This is a genomic window from Clostridium sp. DL1XJH146 (assembly GCF_054819755.1).
The window spans coordinates 39460-56980 of sequence record NZ_JBTVVN010000013.1 but is presented as its reverse complement, the minus strand read 5'-3'; the positions used below and the strand labels follow the sequence as shown (position 1 = coordinate 56980).

The window sequence follows — 17521 nt, the reverse complement described above, 5'->3', positions numbered from 1 at the left end:
TTTGATAGAATTATTGAGGACTCTGATTAATAACTTAGGGTATGTTATTCTAATAGTTTTTATATTGACAAGGCTTAATAGATTTAAAAAAATTATACAGTCAGATAAATTTACTAAAAAAGACACTATCATCCTTTCACTTTTGTTTGGTGGTTTTGGTATTATTTCTACGCATATAGGAACTGATGTCAATGGTGCTATTGCTAATACTAGATTAATTGGGGTTATGGCAGGAGGAATTCTATGTGGTCCTTTTGTAGGCATTGTATCAGGGATAATAGCTGGCATTTATAGGTTGTTATATGATATTCATGGTATTACATCAATTCCTTGTTCTATTGCAACAATAATAGCGGGTATTCTTTCGGGTATGATTTTTAAATTTACTAAGGACGATAGAAAATCTATTTATGGGTTTGTAGCTGGTATAACAATGGAGAGTATAGAAATGCTTTTAATACTAATTATTTCTAGGCCTTTTAATCAAGCCGTTGAAATAGTTAAAAGCATATATTTCCCTATGAGTTTTACTAATGCAATAGGAATTTGGATTATGATTAAATTAATTCAAATGACTTTTTACGAGAAAGAATCAATAGCTGCCAATCAAGCACAATTGGCTCTTGAAATTGCAAATAAAACACTTCCTTATTTTAGAAATGTAAATGATGAATCATATGAAAAAGTTTGTGAAATTATTAAAGATTCTGTTGGAGCTGATGCTGTAGCTATTACAGACAAAGAAAAAGTATTGGCGCATGTTGGTATAGGTGATGACCACCACAGAAAGGGAAAATATATTCAAACTAAATCTACATTTAAAGCATTAGAAAGTGGAAAAATACTTAAACTGACAGACAAAAAAGAAATAAATTGTCCTAATAGAAGCTGCCCTATTAAATCAGGTATCATTGCACCACTAAGAGATGGAAATGAGGTTGTTGGGGCTTTAAAAATATACTATGGCAAAAAAGGGGTTGTATCTTTTAGAGATTTGAATTTGGCGGTGGGTTTGTCTCAATTGATTTCTACTCAACTTGAAATAAGTAAAGTAGGGGAACTAGAAAAAATGGCTACTAGGGCAGAGATTAAAGCACTTCAAAATCAAATAAATCCTCATTTTTTATTTAATGCATTAAATACAATTGCTTCGTTTGTAAGAAACAAGCCTTATAAAGCAAGGGAATTAATAATAAACCTATCAACTTATTTGAGGTATAATCTTGAATTAGGCAATAGGCTAGTATCTGTTTATAAGGAACTAGAACAAGTAAAGGCATATATTGAAATTGAGAAAGCTAGATTTGGTGATAAAATTAATCTTATTACTATCGTAGATGAAAATATTGATATACAAATTCCTAGTTTAATTATTCAACCACTTGTAGAGAATTCAGTTAAACATGGATTTAAAGATAAAAATGTAAAGGACGCAATTATATTAGAAGTTTTAAAAATAGATAGTGATCATTTAAGAATTACTATAGAAGATAATGGTATTGGAATAGACGAAGATATTATAAAAAAAGTACATGAAGGAAAAATGAAGGAATCAAATATTGGTTTATCGAATGTTAATAATCGGCTTAAACATTTATATAGTAAAGGGCTTAATATTGTAAGAATAGATAGAGGAACAAAAATAAGTTTTGTTGTAGAAAGGTTAAGAGGTGATGATAATGAATTGTATAATAGTAGATGATGAGTATCCAGCTAGAGAAGAGTTAAAATACTTTATCAATAATTTTTCATCAATTAAAAAAATAGGGGAATTTGATAATTCAGTAAAAGCTTTGGCTTTTATTGAAAAAGAAAAACCTGATATTGTTTTCCTAGATATAAATATGCCATCAATGGATGGAATAACATTAGGAAGAATACTGAATAGTTTTGAAAAGGATATAAAAATAATTTTTATAACAGCATATAAAGAACATGCTGTTGATGCTTTTGAAATAAAAGCTTTTGATTATATTTTAAAACCTTACTCGGAAGATAGAATAATAAAAACATTAAAAAGACTAGAGACAAATTCAAAGAAAATTGGGTCGGCCAATAATTATAACTACAATTATAGTAATGACAAAATAACTCTTTGGAAAGACAATAAAATGATTGTAATTAATGTTCAAAATATTCTTTATTGTGAAGTGCATGATAGAGAAACATATATTTACACTAAAGAAGGCAGATATTCTGAGAATTGTAGTATATCAGAGTTTTATAATAAATTACCTCAAAATATATTTTTCAGGAATCATAGATCTTATATAATTAATATTGATAGAATAAAAGAAATCATACCTTGGTTTAATAATACATATATGATCAAATTTGAAGGTATAGAAGAAGATATACCTGTAAGTAGAAGTAATATATGTGATTTTAAGAGAATAATGGGGATATAAAAGCAACTTTGTTGCTTTTTTTATTTTGTATAAATTTTAAATAATTTGGCATAATTATATATATGAACGGTTTATATTTGGCAATAAATAAAATTTATATAAAAAGGAGATATTTATGGACAATACGGGTAGTGCAATATTGAAAGAAGCGAATTTTATAGACTATTATTCACAAATTTGTTCTAATGAGATTAAATATTTTGTTACGGAAGCTAAGTATACAACATTTTTTAATAATAGTATTTTAAAATTAATTAATGAATTGAAAAAAGAAGACAAAAAAGATATTGACTTGTTTATAAATTTTAATAATGAAAAAGAAGTAGTAGCACTGGATACTGATATAATAGGAGAGTTTATAGGAGATTTGTTTTTAGCTAAATTTTGTAAGTCTTGTTCTAAAACTGAAATGGGAAAATTAATACAAAATGTTAAAGATGGGGATCATGAAACAAAAAAACAATTTTGTGATAAAACCTTTCTAATAACATATTCTGCATTAAGAGAGATATATGAGTATGTTGTTTTTAAGAAAGAGGTTTTTCAAAACAAGTGCAATGAATTCAATATAAAAAATTATAATAAATCGGATAAAGCTATATATATATTAGCTATATCAATTGTCAATAGCGTAATGAGTTATTTGAAAATAAAAAAGGATGAAATGGCATGCATAAATGCTAAATTACAGAAGGGCTATAAGTTTTTAACTACAATATAGGATATGATATTACAGTAGTTTACCAAATCAGCACAAAAATGTGTATTAGATAAGTTGAAATTTGTAGAAAATAATTATTTTATATATTTTCATAGAGTATTATAGGGATAAAAAAAATTAATGATAATTATAAAATGACAAAATATTTGATTAAAAAGTGATAATATTCTTTATAAGAAGATTAAACGGGGGGATATTATGTTGATTGTAGATAATAAAGAGAAGTTATTGATACTGGACAATAAAGAAATTAAATACATATACAGAGTAATAAAGAGTAACTTTTATATTGAGGACCAAGAGGAGATAATTCAATCTTATGGTATTGAAATTGAGAGACAAGATATAGTGGATGGGAGTATAAAAAATATTGAAAGAGAAAATATTAAGCATATAAGTCCTCAAAGGCATAAAGTTGGTTTGCTAATGGAGCAATTTTATAACAGCGCATTATCACCTCTACATTTAATTGAGGCGGTTGATGAAAAAATTGAATTTTACATATGTGATTATGATAATATTGAAAAAAATAAGTTATCGTGTTAGGAGGTGGATACCTCCTTTTTTTATTCTGTGGAAAATGTACCCACTATATTAAAGAAATTTAATGTATATGGTACTTTTCTATTGTTATATACTTGTAATATAATTAAAATATACATAGTTTTAGAATAAATGTTCATGGGGGACGAAATTTATGAGAGTGGCAGATGCAAAAACAATTAAAACTATAGATAATTATTGCATTGATAATATTGGGATTCCTGGTATAGTATTGATGGAAAATGCAGCAATTAAAATTTTAGAGAATATTGATAAAGAAAAGTTTCATAAATTTGTAATAGTATGTGGAGTAGGTAATAATGGAGGTGATGGATTAGTTTTAGCGAGACATTTAGAATTATTAAATAAAAAAATAGATGTTTTTATAGTTGGAAATTTGGTGAAAATGAGTGATGATTGCAATATTAATTACCAGATTATAAGGAATTTAAACGTGGAAATTCAGTATTTAAATAATAATACTGATTTAGATATATTTAGGGAAGCTATAAAAGATTCTCAGTGTGTTATTGATTCGATATTTGGGACTGGACTATCTAGAGAACTACAAGGAATTTATGATAAGATTGTTTCCGTTATAAATATAAATAGTAAGTATACAATTTCTGTAGATATTCCAAGTGGTCTAGACAGTGATACTGGGGAAGTGCAAGGAAATTGTATAGAAGCAGATAAGACTATAACATTTCAATTATATAAAAAAGGATTTTTGAAATATGGTGTGGAGAAATATACAGGTAAAGTCATAGTGGAAAATATAGGTATACCTGATTTTGTTTTTGATAAATTTCATAAAGATGAATTTTTAGTGGATACTGGATATATAAAAGATAAAATCAAAGTAAGAAAAAAATATTATCATAAAGGTAAATTTGGTAAGGTGGCTATCTTTGCAGGAATGCAAGGGTATACAGGAGCCGCTTATATTTGTACTCATGCAGCAGTTAGAACAGGGTCAGGACTAGTAACATTATGCTGCCCATCAAACATTAGAGATATTTTAAGCAGTAAATTTTTAGAAGCAATGACGTTATCATATGAGCAAAAAAATGAAATTGAAAATTTATTAAATGGTATAGATGCAGTAGCAATAGGACCAGGAATGGGCAATAGTGACTTTACTAAGCAATTGCTTTCAAAAATAGTAAAAAAATTAAATTGTCCTCTTGTTATTGATGCTGATGCTTTGAATGTACTTGAAAATGATACAGACTTGCTTAGAAATAATAAAAGTCAGATGATTATAACACCTCATCCAGGAGAAATGGCAAGATTAACTGGAAAAACAATTAATGATATAAATAATAATAGGATAGAAATAGCTAAAGATTTTTCCAAAGAATATGGCACAATTGTAGTATTGAAAGGATACAATACAATAATTACTGATGGCAATAAGGTATTTGTAAATACAACAGGCAATAGCTCTATGGCTTCAGGAGGAATGGGAGATTGCTTGACAGGTATAATAACATCTTTAGTTGGTCAAGGGTATGAGCCATTTCAGGCTGCAATTATTGCAGTTTATTTACATGGATATTGTGGAGAGAAGCTCTCAAAAACGATGCATAGTGTAAATGCTAAGCATATTTTAGAGGAAATTCCTTTTGCTATGAAAGATTTAGAAAAATAAATTAGAGGCAAGAATAAATATAAGAGTAAAAGAATAGTATTAATAATGAGTTAGCAGTAGAGAATTTATTTGGAGGAAGTTATGTTAAAGAAATTATTATTACTATTGATAATTGTTACTAGTTTATTTACAATAAGCTCATGCCAAAAAATTGAAGAAAATCCAGAAAAAACTATAGAAAATTTAAAAAAAATTGATAAATATATTTGTGACGTGATTATAACTACTAGTAATGATTGTGCTGATACTACATATGATTGCAGACAATATTATGACAGGGAATATGGTCAAAGACTTGATTTAAATGATGAAAGAATTATTGTTTACGGGCTAAATGATATCAGGATTGGTGACCTAAATAATGGAGTGGTTTATTCAGGGAATCCTGACTATGATCAAGTGTTTAAACTAAGTTTTTTAGAGGAGTATATTGGACTTTTATATACAAATGAAGAAATAGAATATTCGTTTATTGAGGAAAATGATACGAAATACCAATTGATAAAAATGGACTTGCCTGGAAACAATAGAAACTTAGCTAGTGCAGTAATGTATGTCAATCTTGATGATACGATTCCAGCAAAAATTATAGTATATGATTATAAAGGTAATAAAAGAATATTATATACTTTCTTAAAGTTTGATACTGAAGTGGAATTAGAAGAGGAAATATTCAAGGTGGAATCTACAATGCAATAAGGCTAAGGGGATTGGGAAAATAGGTATATTAAAACAACAATAAGATGATTAGGAGGAGGAACATGTTTAAGCATATTAGACCAGTATGGGAAGAAATAAATTTGGATAATTTGGCTCACAACATGAGAGAAATTAGAAGAATTTCCAATGCACAAGAGATTTTTCCAGCTATAAAAGCAGATGCATATGGACATGGGGCTATAGAATCAGCTAATATTTTACTGGAAAATGGAGCAGATGGTTTTTCGGTAGCAGTGATAAGTGAAGCTGTTGAATTGAGAAAAGCAGGAATAGGAGCTCCGATTTTGATTTTGGGTTTTACCTCACCTACTTTAATAAATGAGGTTATAAAGTATGATATTCAGCAAACTGTATATTCATTAGATTATGCAAAAATTTTAGCGGAAGTTGCTAAAGAAAAAGATAAAATAGTGAAAATCCACATTTGTATTGATACGGGAATGGGTAGGATAGGCTTTCTTCCTGATGATAAAAGCATAGAAGATGTATATAAAATAAGTAAATTGCCCAATATAAGTATTGAAGGCATATTTTCTCATTTTTCTTCTGCAGATGAATTTGATAAGGAATATACATATAATCAATTAAATGAATTTAATGAATTCTATGATAAGCTTGTTAAAAAAGGCTTAGTTATCAGTAGAAGACATATTAGTAATAGTGCAAGTATTATAGATTTATCTAACCTTAATTTTGAAGTTGTAAGGCCGGGTATAATTTTATATGGATATTATCCTTCCTTTGAGGTTAATAAAGATAAAATAGATATAAAACCTGTAATGGAGTTAAAAACGAATGTAGTTCATATAAAAGAAGTTCAAAAGGATAGTTATATCGGGTATGGTAGAAAATACAAAACTAAAAAAAGGAGTTTGATTGCAACTTTACCAGTTGGGTATGCAGATGGGTACACTAGAATGTTATTTAACAAGGGGAAAGTGATATTGAAGGAAGAGTATGCCCCTGTAGTTGGTAACATATGTATGGATCAGTGTATGATAGATGTTACGCATATAAATAATGTGAAAGTTGGAGATGAAGTAGTATTAATAGGAAGAAAGAATGATAAAAAGATTGATGCAGATGATATTGCGGAATGGATAGGTACAATAAACTATGAAGTTTTATGTATGATAAGTAAGAGAGTTCCTAGAATATACTATAGAAATAGTGAAATTATAAAGGTTAGGAATTACATATAAATCCTTAATTTACATTTTAGAATATGTACAAAAATGGAGTAATACTTTGACAAAACGACAAATTTTGAATTATAATAAGATATATGTACAGATTCGCTTTCATTATTAGGAGGTATAGTAATAAATGTCTAACTATAAAAAAGTGAAATTAAAATTTCCCTATAGTATCAAGAGTGTTTTTTATAAAAAAACAGAAAAAAGTAGTAAATATATTAGACAGACTTTAGTATTATATATAGAGAAGAATAAAGATGTAGTAAAAATTGAAGAATTAAAGCAAGGCTACTTAGAAATGGCTAAAATTAATTTAGACTTTTGCGAAGAAGGTTTTGCAGAAGAAATAGGTGAATTTATGAAGTATGAAGCTGAGCTTGCGGAGAGTGATAAACCTGATGACTATGATGGTGAAAAGAGGAGATATATTTTATGCTGATTTAAGTCCCGTTGTTGGCTCAGAACAAGGGGGGATTAGGCCTGTACTTATTATTCAGAATGATGTAGGGAATAAATATAGTCCAACGGCAATAGTTGCGGCTATAACATCTCAGATTAATAAAGCGAAACTACCAACTCATGTTGAAATATCATCTGAAGAGTATGGTCTTAATAAAGATTCGGTGGTATTATTAGAACAAATAAGAACTTTGGATAAAAGAAGGATGAAAGAAAAAATTGGGCATATGCTAGAGTCAGATATGAGAAAAGTTGATGAAGCACTTTTAATAAGCGTAGGATTATAGAAATAATAATATTTAAAAGCACACTAGGTGTGCTTTTGTTAATGCATTTAGTAAATAATGATATACAAATGTGTTATTTGAGCTTATTTAATAATTAAACCTTTACATATTCAAAAAAATGTAAAAGATACAAATAAAGCACTGTTATTCTTTAAGATTATTGATATAATAATTATGGTGTGTAAATTTGATATTAAACTAAAAAACTTAGGAGGGGCTACAATGAAGTACGATATTTCTCAAATGGGAAAAGTAGCAAAAGAAATCAGAAAAGATATCGTAAGAATGTTAACAGAATCAGCATCGGGACATCCGGGTGGTTCACTATCAGCAGTTGAAATTTTGACAACGTTGTATTTTAATGAAATGAATATAGACCCAGAAAACCCAAAAGACCCAAATAGAGATAGATTTGTTTTATCTAAAGGGCATGCAGCCCCAGTTTTATACAGTACATTAGCTAGAAGAGGATATTTTTCTGTTGATGAACTAATGACATTAAGAAAACTAGGTTCTATATTACAAGGACATCCAAATATGAATTATGTACCTGGTATAGATATGTCAACAGGATCATTAGGTCAAGGGATATCAACAGCTGTAGGGATGGCTTTAGCTGGCAAAATAGATAATAAAGATTATAGAGTATATTCGCTACTTGGTGACGGTGAGTTAGAAGAAGGTCAAGTATGGGAAGCAGCAATGGCTGCAGCTCATTATAAGTTAAATAATTTAACTGCTTTCATTGATTTTAATGGATTACAAATTGATGGTGATACATGTAAAGTAATGAATCCGAATCCAATAGATGAAAAATTCAAAGCTTTTGGATGGAATGTGGTTACAATAGATGGGCATGATTATGATGCTATAATGGAGGCTATTGCTGAAGCTAAGTCTGTAGAAGATAAACCAACTGCTATTGTTTGTAAAACAGTTAAAGGTAAAGGTGTTTCTTTTATGGAAAATCAGGCAGGATGGCATGGATCAGCTCCTAATAAAGAACAATGTGAGCAAGCGATAAAGGAAATTGGAGGGGAAGAATAATGGCGAAAAAAATAGCTACAAGACAAGCATATGGTGAAACATTAGCTGAATTAGTTAAAGAAAATGATAGAGTTATTGTTTTAGATGCTGACCTTTCAAAATCTACAAAAACTGTTGATGCAAAAAAAGCATGTCCAGAAAAGCATTTTAATATGGGTATTGCAGAATCAAATATGATGTGCGTAGCTGGTGGATTGGCATCTTGTGGTAAAATACCATTTGCAAGTACTTTTGCAATGTTTGCTGCAGGAAGGGCATTTGAGCAGGTTAGAAATACAATATGTTATCCGAAATTAAATGTAAAGATATGTGCTACTCATGCAGGATTAACTGTTGGAGAAGATGGTGCATCTCATCAAGCAATAGAAGATATTTCATTAATGAGAAGTATACCTAATATGACAGTAATTAACCCAAGTGATGCAGTAGAAGCAGCGGCGGTAATAAGAGCTGTTGCTGAATATGAAGGTCCTTGTTATGTAAGATTAGGTAGAGCTGCGGTACCAGTTATTAATGACAATGAAGAATATAAATTTGAAATTGGTAAGGCTGTAACTTTGAGAGAAGGAACAGAAGCAGTAATATTTGCTACAGGAATAATGGTTGATGCTGCACTTCAAGCATATAATATCCTAGCAGAAGAAGGAATAAAAGTTAAAGTTGTTAATATACACACAATTAAACCTATTGATGTGGAAGCTATTGTTAATGCAGCAAGAGAAACTGGTGTAGCTATAACAGCTGAAGAGCATAGTATAATTGGTGGCTTAGGATCTGCTGTTTGTGAGGTATTAAGTGAAAATCATCCTGTTCCAGTAATACGAATAGGAGTTAAAGATAAATTTGGTGAGAGTGGAAAACCGGATGAATTATTAAAGGCTTATGGATTAACAGCGGAAGATATAGTTGAAGGGGTAAAAAAGGGTTTACAGTTAAAGTAAAAGAATATAACATATAGTTATAGGATAAAAGGAGGACTAATAGTCCTCCTTTTATTATGCAATAAATTCGATTAAGGTTGGTGAACAAAATGAATCAAAGAGTTAAAGAATATTTTTTTATTACTATAGGAACTATAATAGCTGCGTTAGGAATTAAATTTTTTATTGCGCCAAATAATATAGCTGGTGGCGGAGTTACGGGGATTTCTATTATTCTTTTTAGATTTGTACCAAGTATATCAGTAGCAATATGGATGTTAATATTAAATGTATTTTTATTTATAATAGCTTTTATATTCATAGGCGGTAAATTTGGAGGAAAGACTTTATATGCTACAATAGCTTTATCAGGTGTCCTTTATATATTAGACTTGATTTTTCCAGTAGGAGTTGCATATACAAATGATTTGTTTTTAGCAACGGTATTTGGATCTCTTTTATCTGGAATTGGATTAGGAATGGTGTTTAATCAGAATGCTTCAACTGGTGGAACTGATATACTTGCTAAAATATTAAATAAATTTTTCCACATAAATATCGGTAAGGCACTCCTGATGGTTGATCTTATTGTTGCTTTAACAGCAGGAGTTACGTTTAGTAAAGAAGTAGGAATGTACGCTGTATTGGCAGCTATTACAAATGGAATGATAATAGATAATTTTATAGAAGGCTTAAATGTAAGAAAATCAATTTTTATAATTAGCAAGGAAAATAAGAAGGTAAAGAATTTTATTATACAAGAACTTGATAGAGGATGTACTGTTTTCGAAGGAAAGGGAGCTTATAGTGATAAAGTAAGTGAAGTTATATATACTGTTCTTGATAGAAAGCAGTTTATAAAATTGAGAAACTATATAAAAGAAATAGATAATAAAGCATTTATTACAGTAAGTGAAGCCCATGAGGTTTTAGGAGAAGGTTTTAAAAATATAGTTGATATTTAGAGAATTATTTATGAGAATTATTACCATAATCTATGAATAAATTGAGAATTATTTTTGAAATCTCCTTTAATTTCAGATATTACTTGTTAAAACAAATTAATAATATGGTATAATAAATTTGAGTGTATTTAAGATGATGAGTTAAATAATGTCGAATTTATTGAGATATTAATTGAATATATAGGACGATATATTGGGTAAAAGGAGAAAAAATATGATTATATTTAGAGGTGTTTCTAAAGTCTACGATAATAATGTATTTGCATTAAAAAATATTAACTTAGAAATTGAAAGAGGAGAGTTTGTTTTCTTGGTGGGGACTAGTGGTGCCGGAAAGTCAACTTTTATAAGATTGTTATTGAGAGAAATTGAATTATCAAAAGGTAAAATTATTGTTAACGGAACTGATATTACTGAACTAAAAAGAAAACAAATACCTTATTATAGAAGAAGAATAGGAATGGTATTTCAAGATTTTAGATTGATTTCTTCTTTAAATGTATATGAAAATGTAGAGTTTGCAATGAGAGTTGTAGAAGCAAACAAGAAAGATATTAAGAAAAGAGTACCTTTGGTCCTTTCGATGGTAGGATTATCTTCAAAAGTTAAATGTTTTCCTAATGAATTATCTGGAGGAGAGCAACAAAGAGTTGCTATTGCTAGAGCTATAGTAAATAACCCAACGATGTTAATTGCTGATGAACCAACAGGGAATCTTGATCCAGATACATCTATTGAAATAATGGAAGTTCTTCAAGACATTAATAGAGCTGGAACTACTGTAATTATGGCAACACATGCTAAAGATATAGTTGATAGTATGAAAAAAAGAGTAATAGCTATTGAAAAGGGTGTTATTGTTAGGGACGAATTGAAAGGAAGGTATGGATATGAAGAGTAGTTCTGTAAAGCATTTTGTAAAAAGTGCATGGAAAAGTATAGTAAGAAACAGTACGCTTAGTATTGCATCTATAGTGACAGTATCTTTAACTTTGTTTTTGTTTAGTATGTTGCTATTAACGCTACTAAATACAAATAATATAGTAAAAGATGTAGAATCAAAGGTAGAACTTGAAATATTTTTAGAAGATGATGCGACTAGTGAGCAAAAGGTTAATATAGATAAAATATTAAAAGAGGATATTCATATAGTATCTATTGAATTTATTGATAAGAGTAAGGCTCTTGAAAAATTTCAAGAACAGTTAGGTGAAGATAATGATGCATTAGTTCAAGGATTTGAAGAAGAAAATCCATTACCTGAATCTTACATAATAAGAGTTGATGATATAAATTCTATTGAATTGGTAGCAGAGGAATTTAATGAAGTTGATGGAGTGAAAAAAATTGACGATAATATTGAAATTGTAAGTAAAATTAGTTCGTTTACTTCTGGAATCAAATGGATTGGTGCTGGAATACTAATAATTTTAATTCCTGTTTCTATATTTTTAATTATGAATACAATAAGATTAGCTGTCTTTTCAAGAAAGAAAGAAATTGGTATCATGAAATTTGTAGGCGCAACTGATGTATTTATAAGATGGCCATTTATATTAGAAGGTATGTTTATAGGATTTGTTGGGGCATTAGTATCTGTTTTGTTTATGAACTATGCTTATGTTTTCGTATTTAATAGATTTGATAATATTATTGAGGGTGTAAACCTGATAAATCCAAATTATGTACATTTTAATTTAACTATATTGTTTTTGTTAAGTGGTACATTAATTGGAGTTATTGGAAGCGTATTTTCTATAAGAAAGTTTTTAAAGGTATAATAGTAATAAAATGGGTTGGTAATTTTAATTACCAACCTTAAGCTTTATTATACTTTTATTTGGTATAAATATATAAAATAATACGTAATAATAAAGAGAGTAATAATGATATGGGGTGAAAGTATTGTTGATGAAAAATAAAGATGGGAAATCAAGATTTAAGAAAATTAATATAATCATATTAGTTTTAATAATTGTTTTGAGTAATATGGTTACATATGTTGTATCTAGCCAGGTTAGTTTTGGGGGAAGTGTTAAAATTAGTAAGGCTACTTACGATGAATTGATGAAATTTGAGAAGCTTTTTATAGTTAAAGCTAATATAGAGAATAAATATGATGGAGAAATTGATGAAGACGCTTTAGTTGATGGAGCTATAAAAGGAATGACTAATGCATTAGGCGATCCATATACTGTTTACTATAATGAGGAAGACTACAAGAAATTTAATGAAACTGTTACAGGTAGTTATGAAGGAGTAGGACTTCAAGTAGGTGTTAAGGATAATAAAATAGTTGTAATTACTACCTTTGAGGATTCACCAGCACAAAAGGCAGGAATAAGAGCTGGAGATGTTATTGTAAAAGTAGAGGATGTGGCTGTATCGGGAACAGAGCTTGATAATGCCGTGTCTATGATGAAGGGGGAAAAAGGCACAGCAGTTTCTATGACGTTATATAGAGAAAGCACTGGAGAATATACTGTTTCAGTAGAAAGAGATGAAATTAAACTTACTACTGTTACGGGTCAAATGTTAGATGATGAGATTGGTTATATTAGTATTAGTATTTTTGAAAATAAAACTAGTGATGAATTTAAATCTAAATTAAAAGAATTAGAAGATCAAGGAATGAAGGGTCTAGTTTTAGACATAAGACAAAATCCGGGTGGTTGGCTAACGGAGTGTGTAGATATTTCATCTCAGTTTGTACCTAAAGGTGATACTATAGTATCTACAATAGATAAATATGATAATGAGAAAGTAGAGACATCAAAAGGTGGTATTGCTATAGGAATGCCTTTAGTAGTATTGATTGATGGAAACTCAGCTAGTGCATCTGAGATATTTTCAGGGGTTGTTAGAGATTATGAATTAGGTACATTAATTGGAGAAAATACGTTTGGAAAAGGTATTGTTCAAACAGTTTTGGATAAGTCAACATATGGATTTGGAGATGGAACTGCTTTAAAAGTAACTACTTCAAAATATTATACTCCTAATGGTGAAAATATTCATAAAATTGGTATTGCTCCTGATATAGAAGTAAAATATCCTGATGAATTAAGAGAAGAAGAGTATAGTAGAGAAACAGATCCACAGTTCCAAAAGGCTTTGGAGGAAATGAATAATAAACTTAATTAGAGAGCCTTGATTTGAGAGGAGATTTTAATTTATGATGAGCTTCGTAGAAATTTTAAGAACTATTTCAATAGGTATCATTAGGGTACCTTTTGTTTTGATATTGATAATATTAGGCTACAATTTTTACAAAAGAAATAAAAGAATAACAGTTATGCAAAAATTAATAATAGGCAAAAGGCTTAATTCACCTATTGAATTAACAATATCGGAGATAGTTCTTGGGATTTTTGCGGGGGTTATTGGTAGTGTGCTTATTAGTTTGTTAGGAGTTGGATTTAGTGAAAGTTCAATGATTGATCTGTTGTTTTTGTTGACTATTTTAAATATTAGCTTTAATTCAAAGTACATGGAATTTGCATATACAGCTTCAATGTTAGGTTTTTTGTCGCTTTTAGTAGAGATAATGGAGAAAATGTATGGTATTCAAAATGGAATTCTGGATATGATAAAGATGGATATTGCATCTTTGATGACTTTAGTAGCAGTGTTCTATTTAATGAAAGGGTTTTTAATTTTAATAGATGGAAGTAGAGGTACAGTACCTATATTTACAAAAAGGGATGATAAAATAATAGGTGGTTTTGCACTTAAAAGGTATTGGGCTATTCCTTTTGCAGTTATAATTTTTGTGAATTCTATTGATTATTCACTGAGCGATGTAATTAGTGTTAGCATATGGCAGAATATTATTAATTTCACAAATCCAATGGCATTATTAGAGACTGTAGCAATTTTACTATTGCCTCTATATGGATTAACACAATTTGATGCCGTTACATTTACTAAAACCAAACGGGAGAAGACTTTTATTTATGGAACAACTTTAATTATATACAGCTTAATTTTGTTTATTTTAGCTAGATTATGTGTTTTGAATATTTTTTTCCAGATGGCTGCAATTATTTTTGCACCTGTGGCATATGAATTTTTTGAATTAGTGCATAAGAATAGTGAGATTAAAAATAAACCTAAATTTATATCTGATGAAAATGGTATTATGGTTTTAGAGGTGGCTCCTGATTCTCCGGCATGGGAAAGTGGAATTAAAAGCGGAGATATTCTAATTGAGATTAACAATAAAAAAATAGTTAAAGAGGATGACGTTTTTGATGCAATAAAGCAAACATCAAATTTTATTTGGTTGAAAATAAAAAAGGCTACAGGAAAGTTTGAGGAAGTTCAATTGCATAGTATAAAAAGTACAAAAGTATTAGGAGTAGTATTGGTACCGACTAAAGTTCCTGAGGAAGATAAATTTATAAAAGCAGATGATTTTAATATTAACGATATATTAGAAAAAATCAAGAATAGAAAAAAATAAAGCATTGGATAATCCGGTGCTTTATTTTTAGTTAAATGTAGATTGACAAAAAAAAATTTAAAGTATAAAATTGAAATAATCGAACAAACGTTCACGGAGGTACAATAATATATGGATAATTTTATATTGCATTCTGATTTTAAACCTACTGGTGATCAACCTAGAGCTATTAAGAGTTTGGTGGATGGCATAAATAAAAGTGAAAAATTTCAAACGTTACTAGGGGTTACAGGCTCTGGTAAAACATTTACTATGGCAAATATTATTAAGGAAGTACAAAAACCGACTATAGTACTTGCGCATAATAAAACACTAGCTGGTCAATTATGTTCAGAATTTAAGGCATTTTTCCCTGAAAATGCAGTTGAATATTTTGTGTCATATTATGATTATTATCAACCAGAAGCTTATTTGCCACAAACAGATACTTTTATAGAGAAAGATGCTTCAATTAACGATGAAATTGATAAATTAAGACATTCGGCAACATCATCTCTTCTTGAAAGGAGAGATGTAATAGTAGTTGCTTCTGTATCCTGTATATATGGTCTAGGTAATCCTGATGAATATAAGAATTTAACAATTTCTTTAAGGCCAGGTATGATTATAGAAAGAGATGTAATAATTAGGAAATTGGTTGAAATTCAATATGAGAGAAATGAAATTAATTTTATAAGAGGAACATTTAGAGCAAAAGGAGATACTATAGATATTTTCCAAGCTTCGTCAAGTTCTAAAGCTATTAGGGTGGAGTTTTTTGGAGATGAAGTAGATAGAATTAGAGAATTTGATGTATTAACAGGTAATACAATATGTATGAGAAATCATGTTCAAATATTTCCGGCATCTCACTTTGCTACTTCAAAAGAAAAATTAGAAGTTGCAATAAAAATAATTGAAGAAGAATTAGAGGAACGACTAAAAATATTAAAAGAAGAAGATAAACTTTTAGAAGCACAAAGGATAAAACAAAGAACTAATTTTGATATCGAAATGATAAGAGAAATGGGATATTGCAGTGGTATTGAAAATTATTCGAGAATTTTAGATGGAAGATTGCCTGGGACACCACCTAAAACTCTTTTGGACTACTTTCCAGATGATTATTTGCTTTTTATTGATGAAAGCCATGTGAGTCTGCCACAAGTAAAAGCAATGTATGGTGGTGATAGGTCAAGAAAAGATAGTTTAGTAGAGTATGGATTTAGACTACCATCAGCTTATGATAATAGACCACTTAAATTCCCGGAATTTGAAAAAAAATTAAATCAGACTATATTTGTAAGTGCAACACCTGCAGCCTATGAATTTGAACATTCTACGAATATTGCAGAGCAAATTATTAGGCCAACAGGACTTCTTGACCCTGAGATAGTAGTGAATAAAATTGAAGGGCAAATAGATAATTTATATGAAAATATACAGAAAACAATAGCAGAAGGCTTTAGAGTTCTAGTAACTACTTTGACAAAAAAAATGTCCGAGGATTTAACTCAATATTTAAAAGAAATGGATATAAAAACAACATATTTACATTCAGATGTAAAAACAATTGAGAGAATGGAAATAATAAGAGATCTGCGAAAAGGTAAATATGATGTGCTTGTAGGTATCAATTTATTAAGAGAAGGTTTGGATCTTCCTGAGGTTGCTTTGGTGGCTATTTTAGATGCAGATAAACAAGGATTTCTTAGGTCTGAAACGGCTTTAGTTCAAACAATAGGTAGAGCAGCTAGAAATTCTGAGAGTAAGGTAATTATGTATGCAGATAATATGACTCCAGCAATGGATAAAGCAATTAAAGAAACTAACAGAAGAAGAAATATTCAAATTGAATATAATAATAAGCATAATATGATCCCAACAACAGTCATAAAAAGAATAAGAGATGTAATACAAACTACAGTAGCTTCAGAAGAAAAAGAAGATTATATTGTTAATGATATGGATAAAATAGAAAATAAAGAAAAAATGATTATTAAATTAGAGAAAGAAATGAAGAAAGCTGCTAAAGAACTCGATTTTGAGAAAGCAGCAGAACTAAGAGACAGGATAAAGGAACTAACATAAAATCAATGCACAATTTACAATGCACGATGCACAATTAAGGATGATTTCCTCATTCTTCGGAAATCT

Annotated in this window: 17 protein-coding genes; all 17 read left to right on the top strand. The window is 29.2% G+C overall.

The window, feature by feature from the left end:
• Position 1: 1 nt before the first annotated feature.
• The 17 genes from ACVHXK_RS08415 to uvrB all read left to right on the top strand — a co-directional run bounded on the left by ACVHXK_RS08415 (position 2) and on the right by uvrB (position 17455).
• Positions 2 to 1702 (top strand): LytS/YhcK type 5TM receptor domain-containing protein, encoded by a 1701-nt coding sequence (locus ACVHXK_RS08415; protein ID WP_461205937.1) that lies wholly within the window; start codon positions 2 to 4, stop codon positions 1700 to 1702.
• The gene (locus tag ACVHXK_RS08410; RefSeq protein WP_461205936.1) at positions 1680 to 2408 is read left to right on the top strand and encodes a LytR/AlgR family response regulator transcription factor; all 729 of its coding nucleotides are present in this window, start codon (positions 1680 to 1682) and stop codon (positions 2406 to 2408) included. The genes ACVHXK_RS08415 and ACVHXK_RS08410 overlap by 23 nt, the downstream gene beginning before the upstream one ends.
• A gap of 115 nt (positions 2409 to 2523) precedes the next feature.
• Entirely contained in the window at positions 2524 to 3129 is a 606-nt protein-coding gene (locus ACVHXK_RS08405; protein WP_461205935.1) for a hypothetical protein, read from the top strand.
• Between the two features lie 198 nt (positions 3130 to 3327).
• Positions 3328 to 3675, top strand: a complete 348-nt coding sequence (locus ACVHXK_RS08400) for a DUF6514 family protein (RefSeq protein ID WP_461205934.1) — start codon at positions 3328 to 3330, stop codon at positions 3673 to 3675.
• A 151-nt stretch (positions 3676 to 3826) separates the two neighbouring features.
• Positions 3827 to 5326 carry an NAD(P)H-hydrate dehydratase gene (locus tag ACVHXK_RS08395; protein WP_461205933.1) on the top strand — a complete coding sequence of 500 codons (1500 nt, stop codon included), beginning with the start codon at positions 3827 to 3829 and terminating at the stop codon, positions 5324 to 5326.
• 81 nt (positions 5327 to 5407) lie between these two features.
• On the top strand, positions 5408 to 6025 hold the full coding sequence (locus ACVHXK_RS08390) for a germination lipoprotein GerS-related protein (RefSeq protein ID WP_461205932.1): 618 nt from the start codon (positions 5408 to 5410) through the stop codon (positions 6023 to 6025).
• A gap of 62 nt (positions 6026 to 6087) precedes the next feature.
• Positions 6088 to 7248, top strand: a complete 1161-nt coding sequence (gene alr / locus ACVHXK_RS08385; RefSeq protein WP_461205931.1) for an alanine racemase — start codon at positions 6088 to 6090, stop codon at positions 7246 to 7248.
• Positions 7249 to 7372: 124 nt separating this feature from the next.
• Positions 7373 to 7681 (top strand): CopG family transcriptional regulator, encoded by a 309-nt coding sequence (locus tag ACVHXK_RS08380; RefSeq protein ID WP_461205930.1) that lies wholly within the window; start codon positions 7373 to 7375, stop codon positions 7679 to 7681.
• Positions 7641 to 7988, top strand: coding sequence for a type II toxin-antitoxin system PemK/MazF family toxin (locus ACVHXK_RS08375; RefSeq protein WP_461205929.1), 348 nt, complete (start codon positions 7641 to 7643; stop codon positions 7986 to 7988). The genes ACVHXK_RS08380 and ACVHXK_RS08375 overlap by 41 nt, the downstream gene beginning before the upstream one ends.
• A gap of 222 nt (positions 7989 to 8210) precedes the next feature.
• Positions 8211 to 9035, top strand: a complete 825-nt coding sequence (locus ACVHXK_RS08370; protein ID WP_461205928.1) for a transketolase — start codon at positions 8211 to 8213, stop codon at positions 9033 to 9035.
• Positions 9035 to 9976, top strand: coding sequence for a transketolase family protein (locus tag ACVHXK_RS08365; protein ID WP_461205927.1), 942 nt, complete (start codon positions 9035 to 9037; stop codon positions 9974 to 9976). Before ACVHXK_RS08370 ends, ACVHXK_RS08365 begins: the two co-directional genes overlap by 1 nt.
• An 89-nt stretch (positions 9977 to 10065) precedes the next feature.
• Positions 10066 to 10920, top strand: a complete 855-nt coding sequence (locus ACVHXK_RS08360) for a YitT family protein (RefSeq protein ID WP_461205926.1) — start codon at positions 10066 to 10068, stop codon at positions 10918 to 10920.
• Positions 10921 to 11134: 214 nt separating this feature from the next.
• Positions 11135 to 11821 (top strand): cell division ATP-binding protein FtsE, encoded by a 687-nt coding sequence (gene ftsE / locus ACVHXK_RS08355; RefSeq protein ID WP_461205925.1) that lies wholly within the window; start codon positions 11135 to 11137, stop codon positions 11819 to 11821.
• Complete coding sequence (ftsX, locus tag ACVHXK_RS08350; RefSeq protein ID WP_461205924.1) at positions 11811 to 12701, top strand: permease-like cell division protein FtsX; 891 nt, start codon at positions 11811 to 11813, stop codon at positions 12699 to 12701. Before ftsE ends, ftsX begins: the two co-directional genes overlap by 11 nt.
• A gap of 130 nt (positions 12702 to 12831) precedes the next feature.
• Entirely contained in the window at positions 12832 to 14064 is a 1233-nt protein-coding gene (locus tag ACVHXK_RS08345) for a S41 family peptidase (protein WP_461205956.1), read from the top strand.
• A gap of 31 nt (positions 14065 to 14095) precedes the next feature.
• Positions 14096 to 15385, top strand: a complete 1290-nt coding sequence (locus ACVHXK_RS08340; protein WP_461205923.1) for a PDZ domain-containing protein — start codon at positions 14096 to 14098, stop codon at positions 15383 to 15385.
• A gap of 111 nt (positions 15386 to 15496) precedes the next feature.
• The gene (gene uvrB / locus ACVHXK_RS08335; RefSeq protein ID WP_461205922.1) at positions 15497 to 17455 is read left to right on the top strand and encodes an excinuclease ABC subunit UvrB; all 1959 of its coding nucleotides are present in this window, start codon (positions 15497 to 15499) and stop codon (positions 17453 to 17455) included.
• The last annotated feature ends 66 nt before the right edge of the window (positions 17456 to 17521 follow it).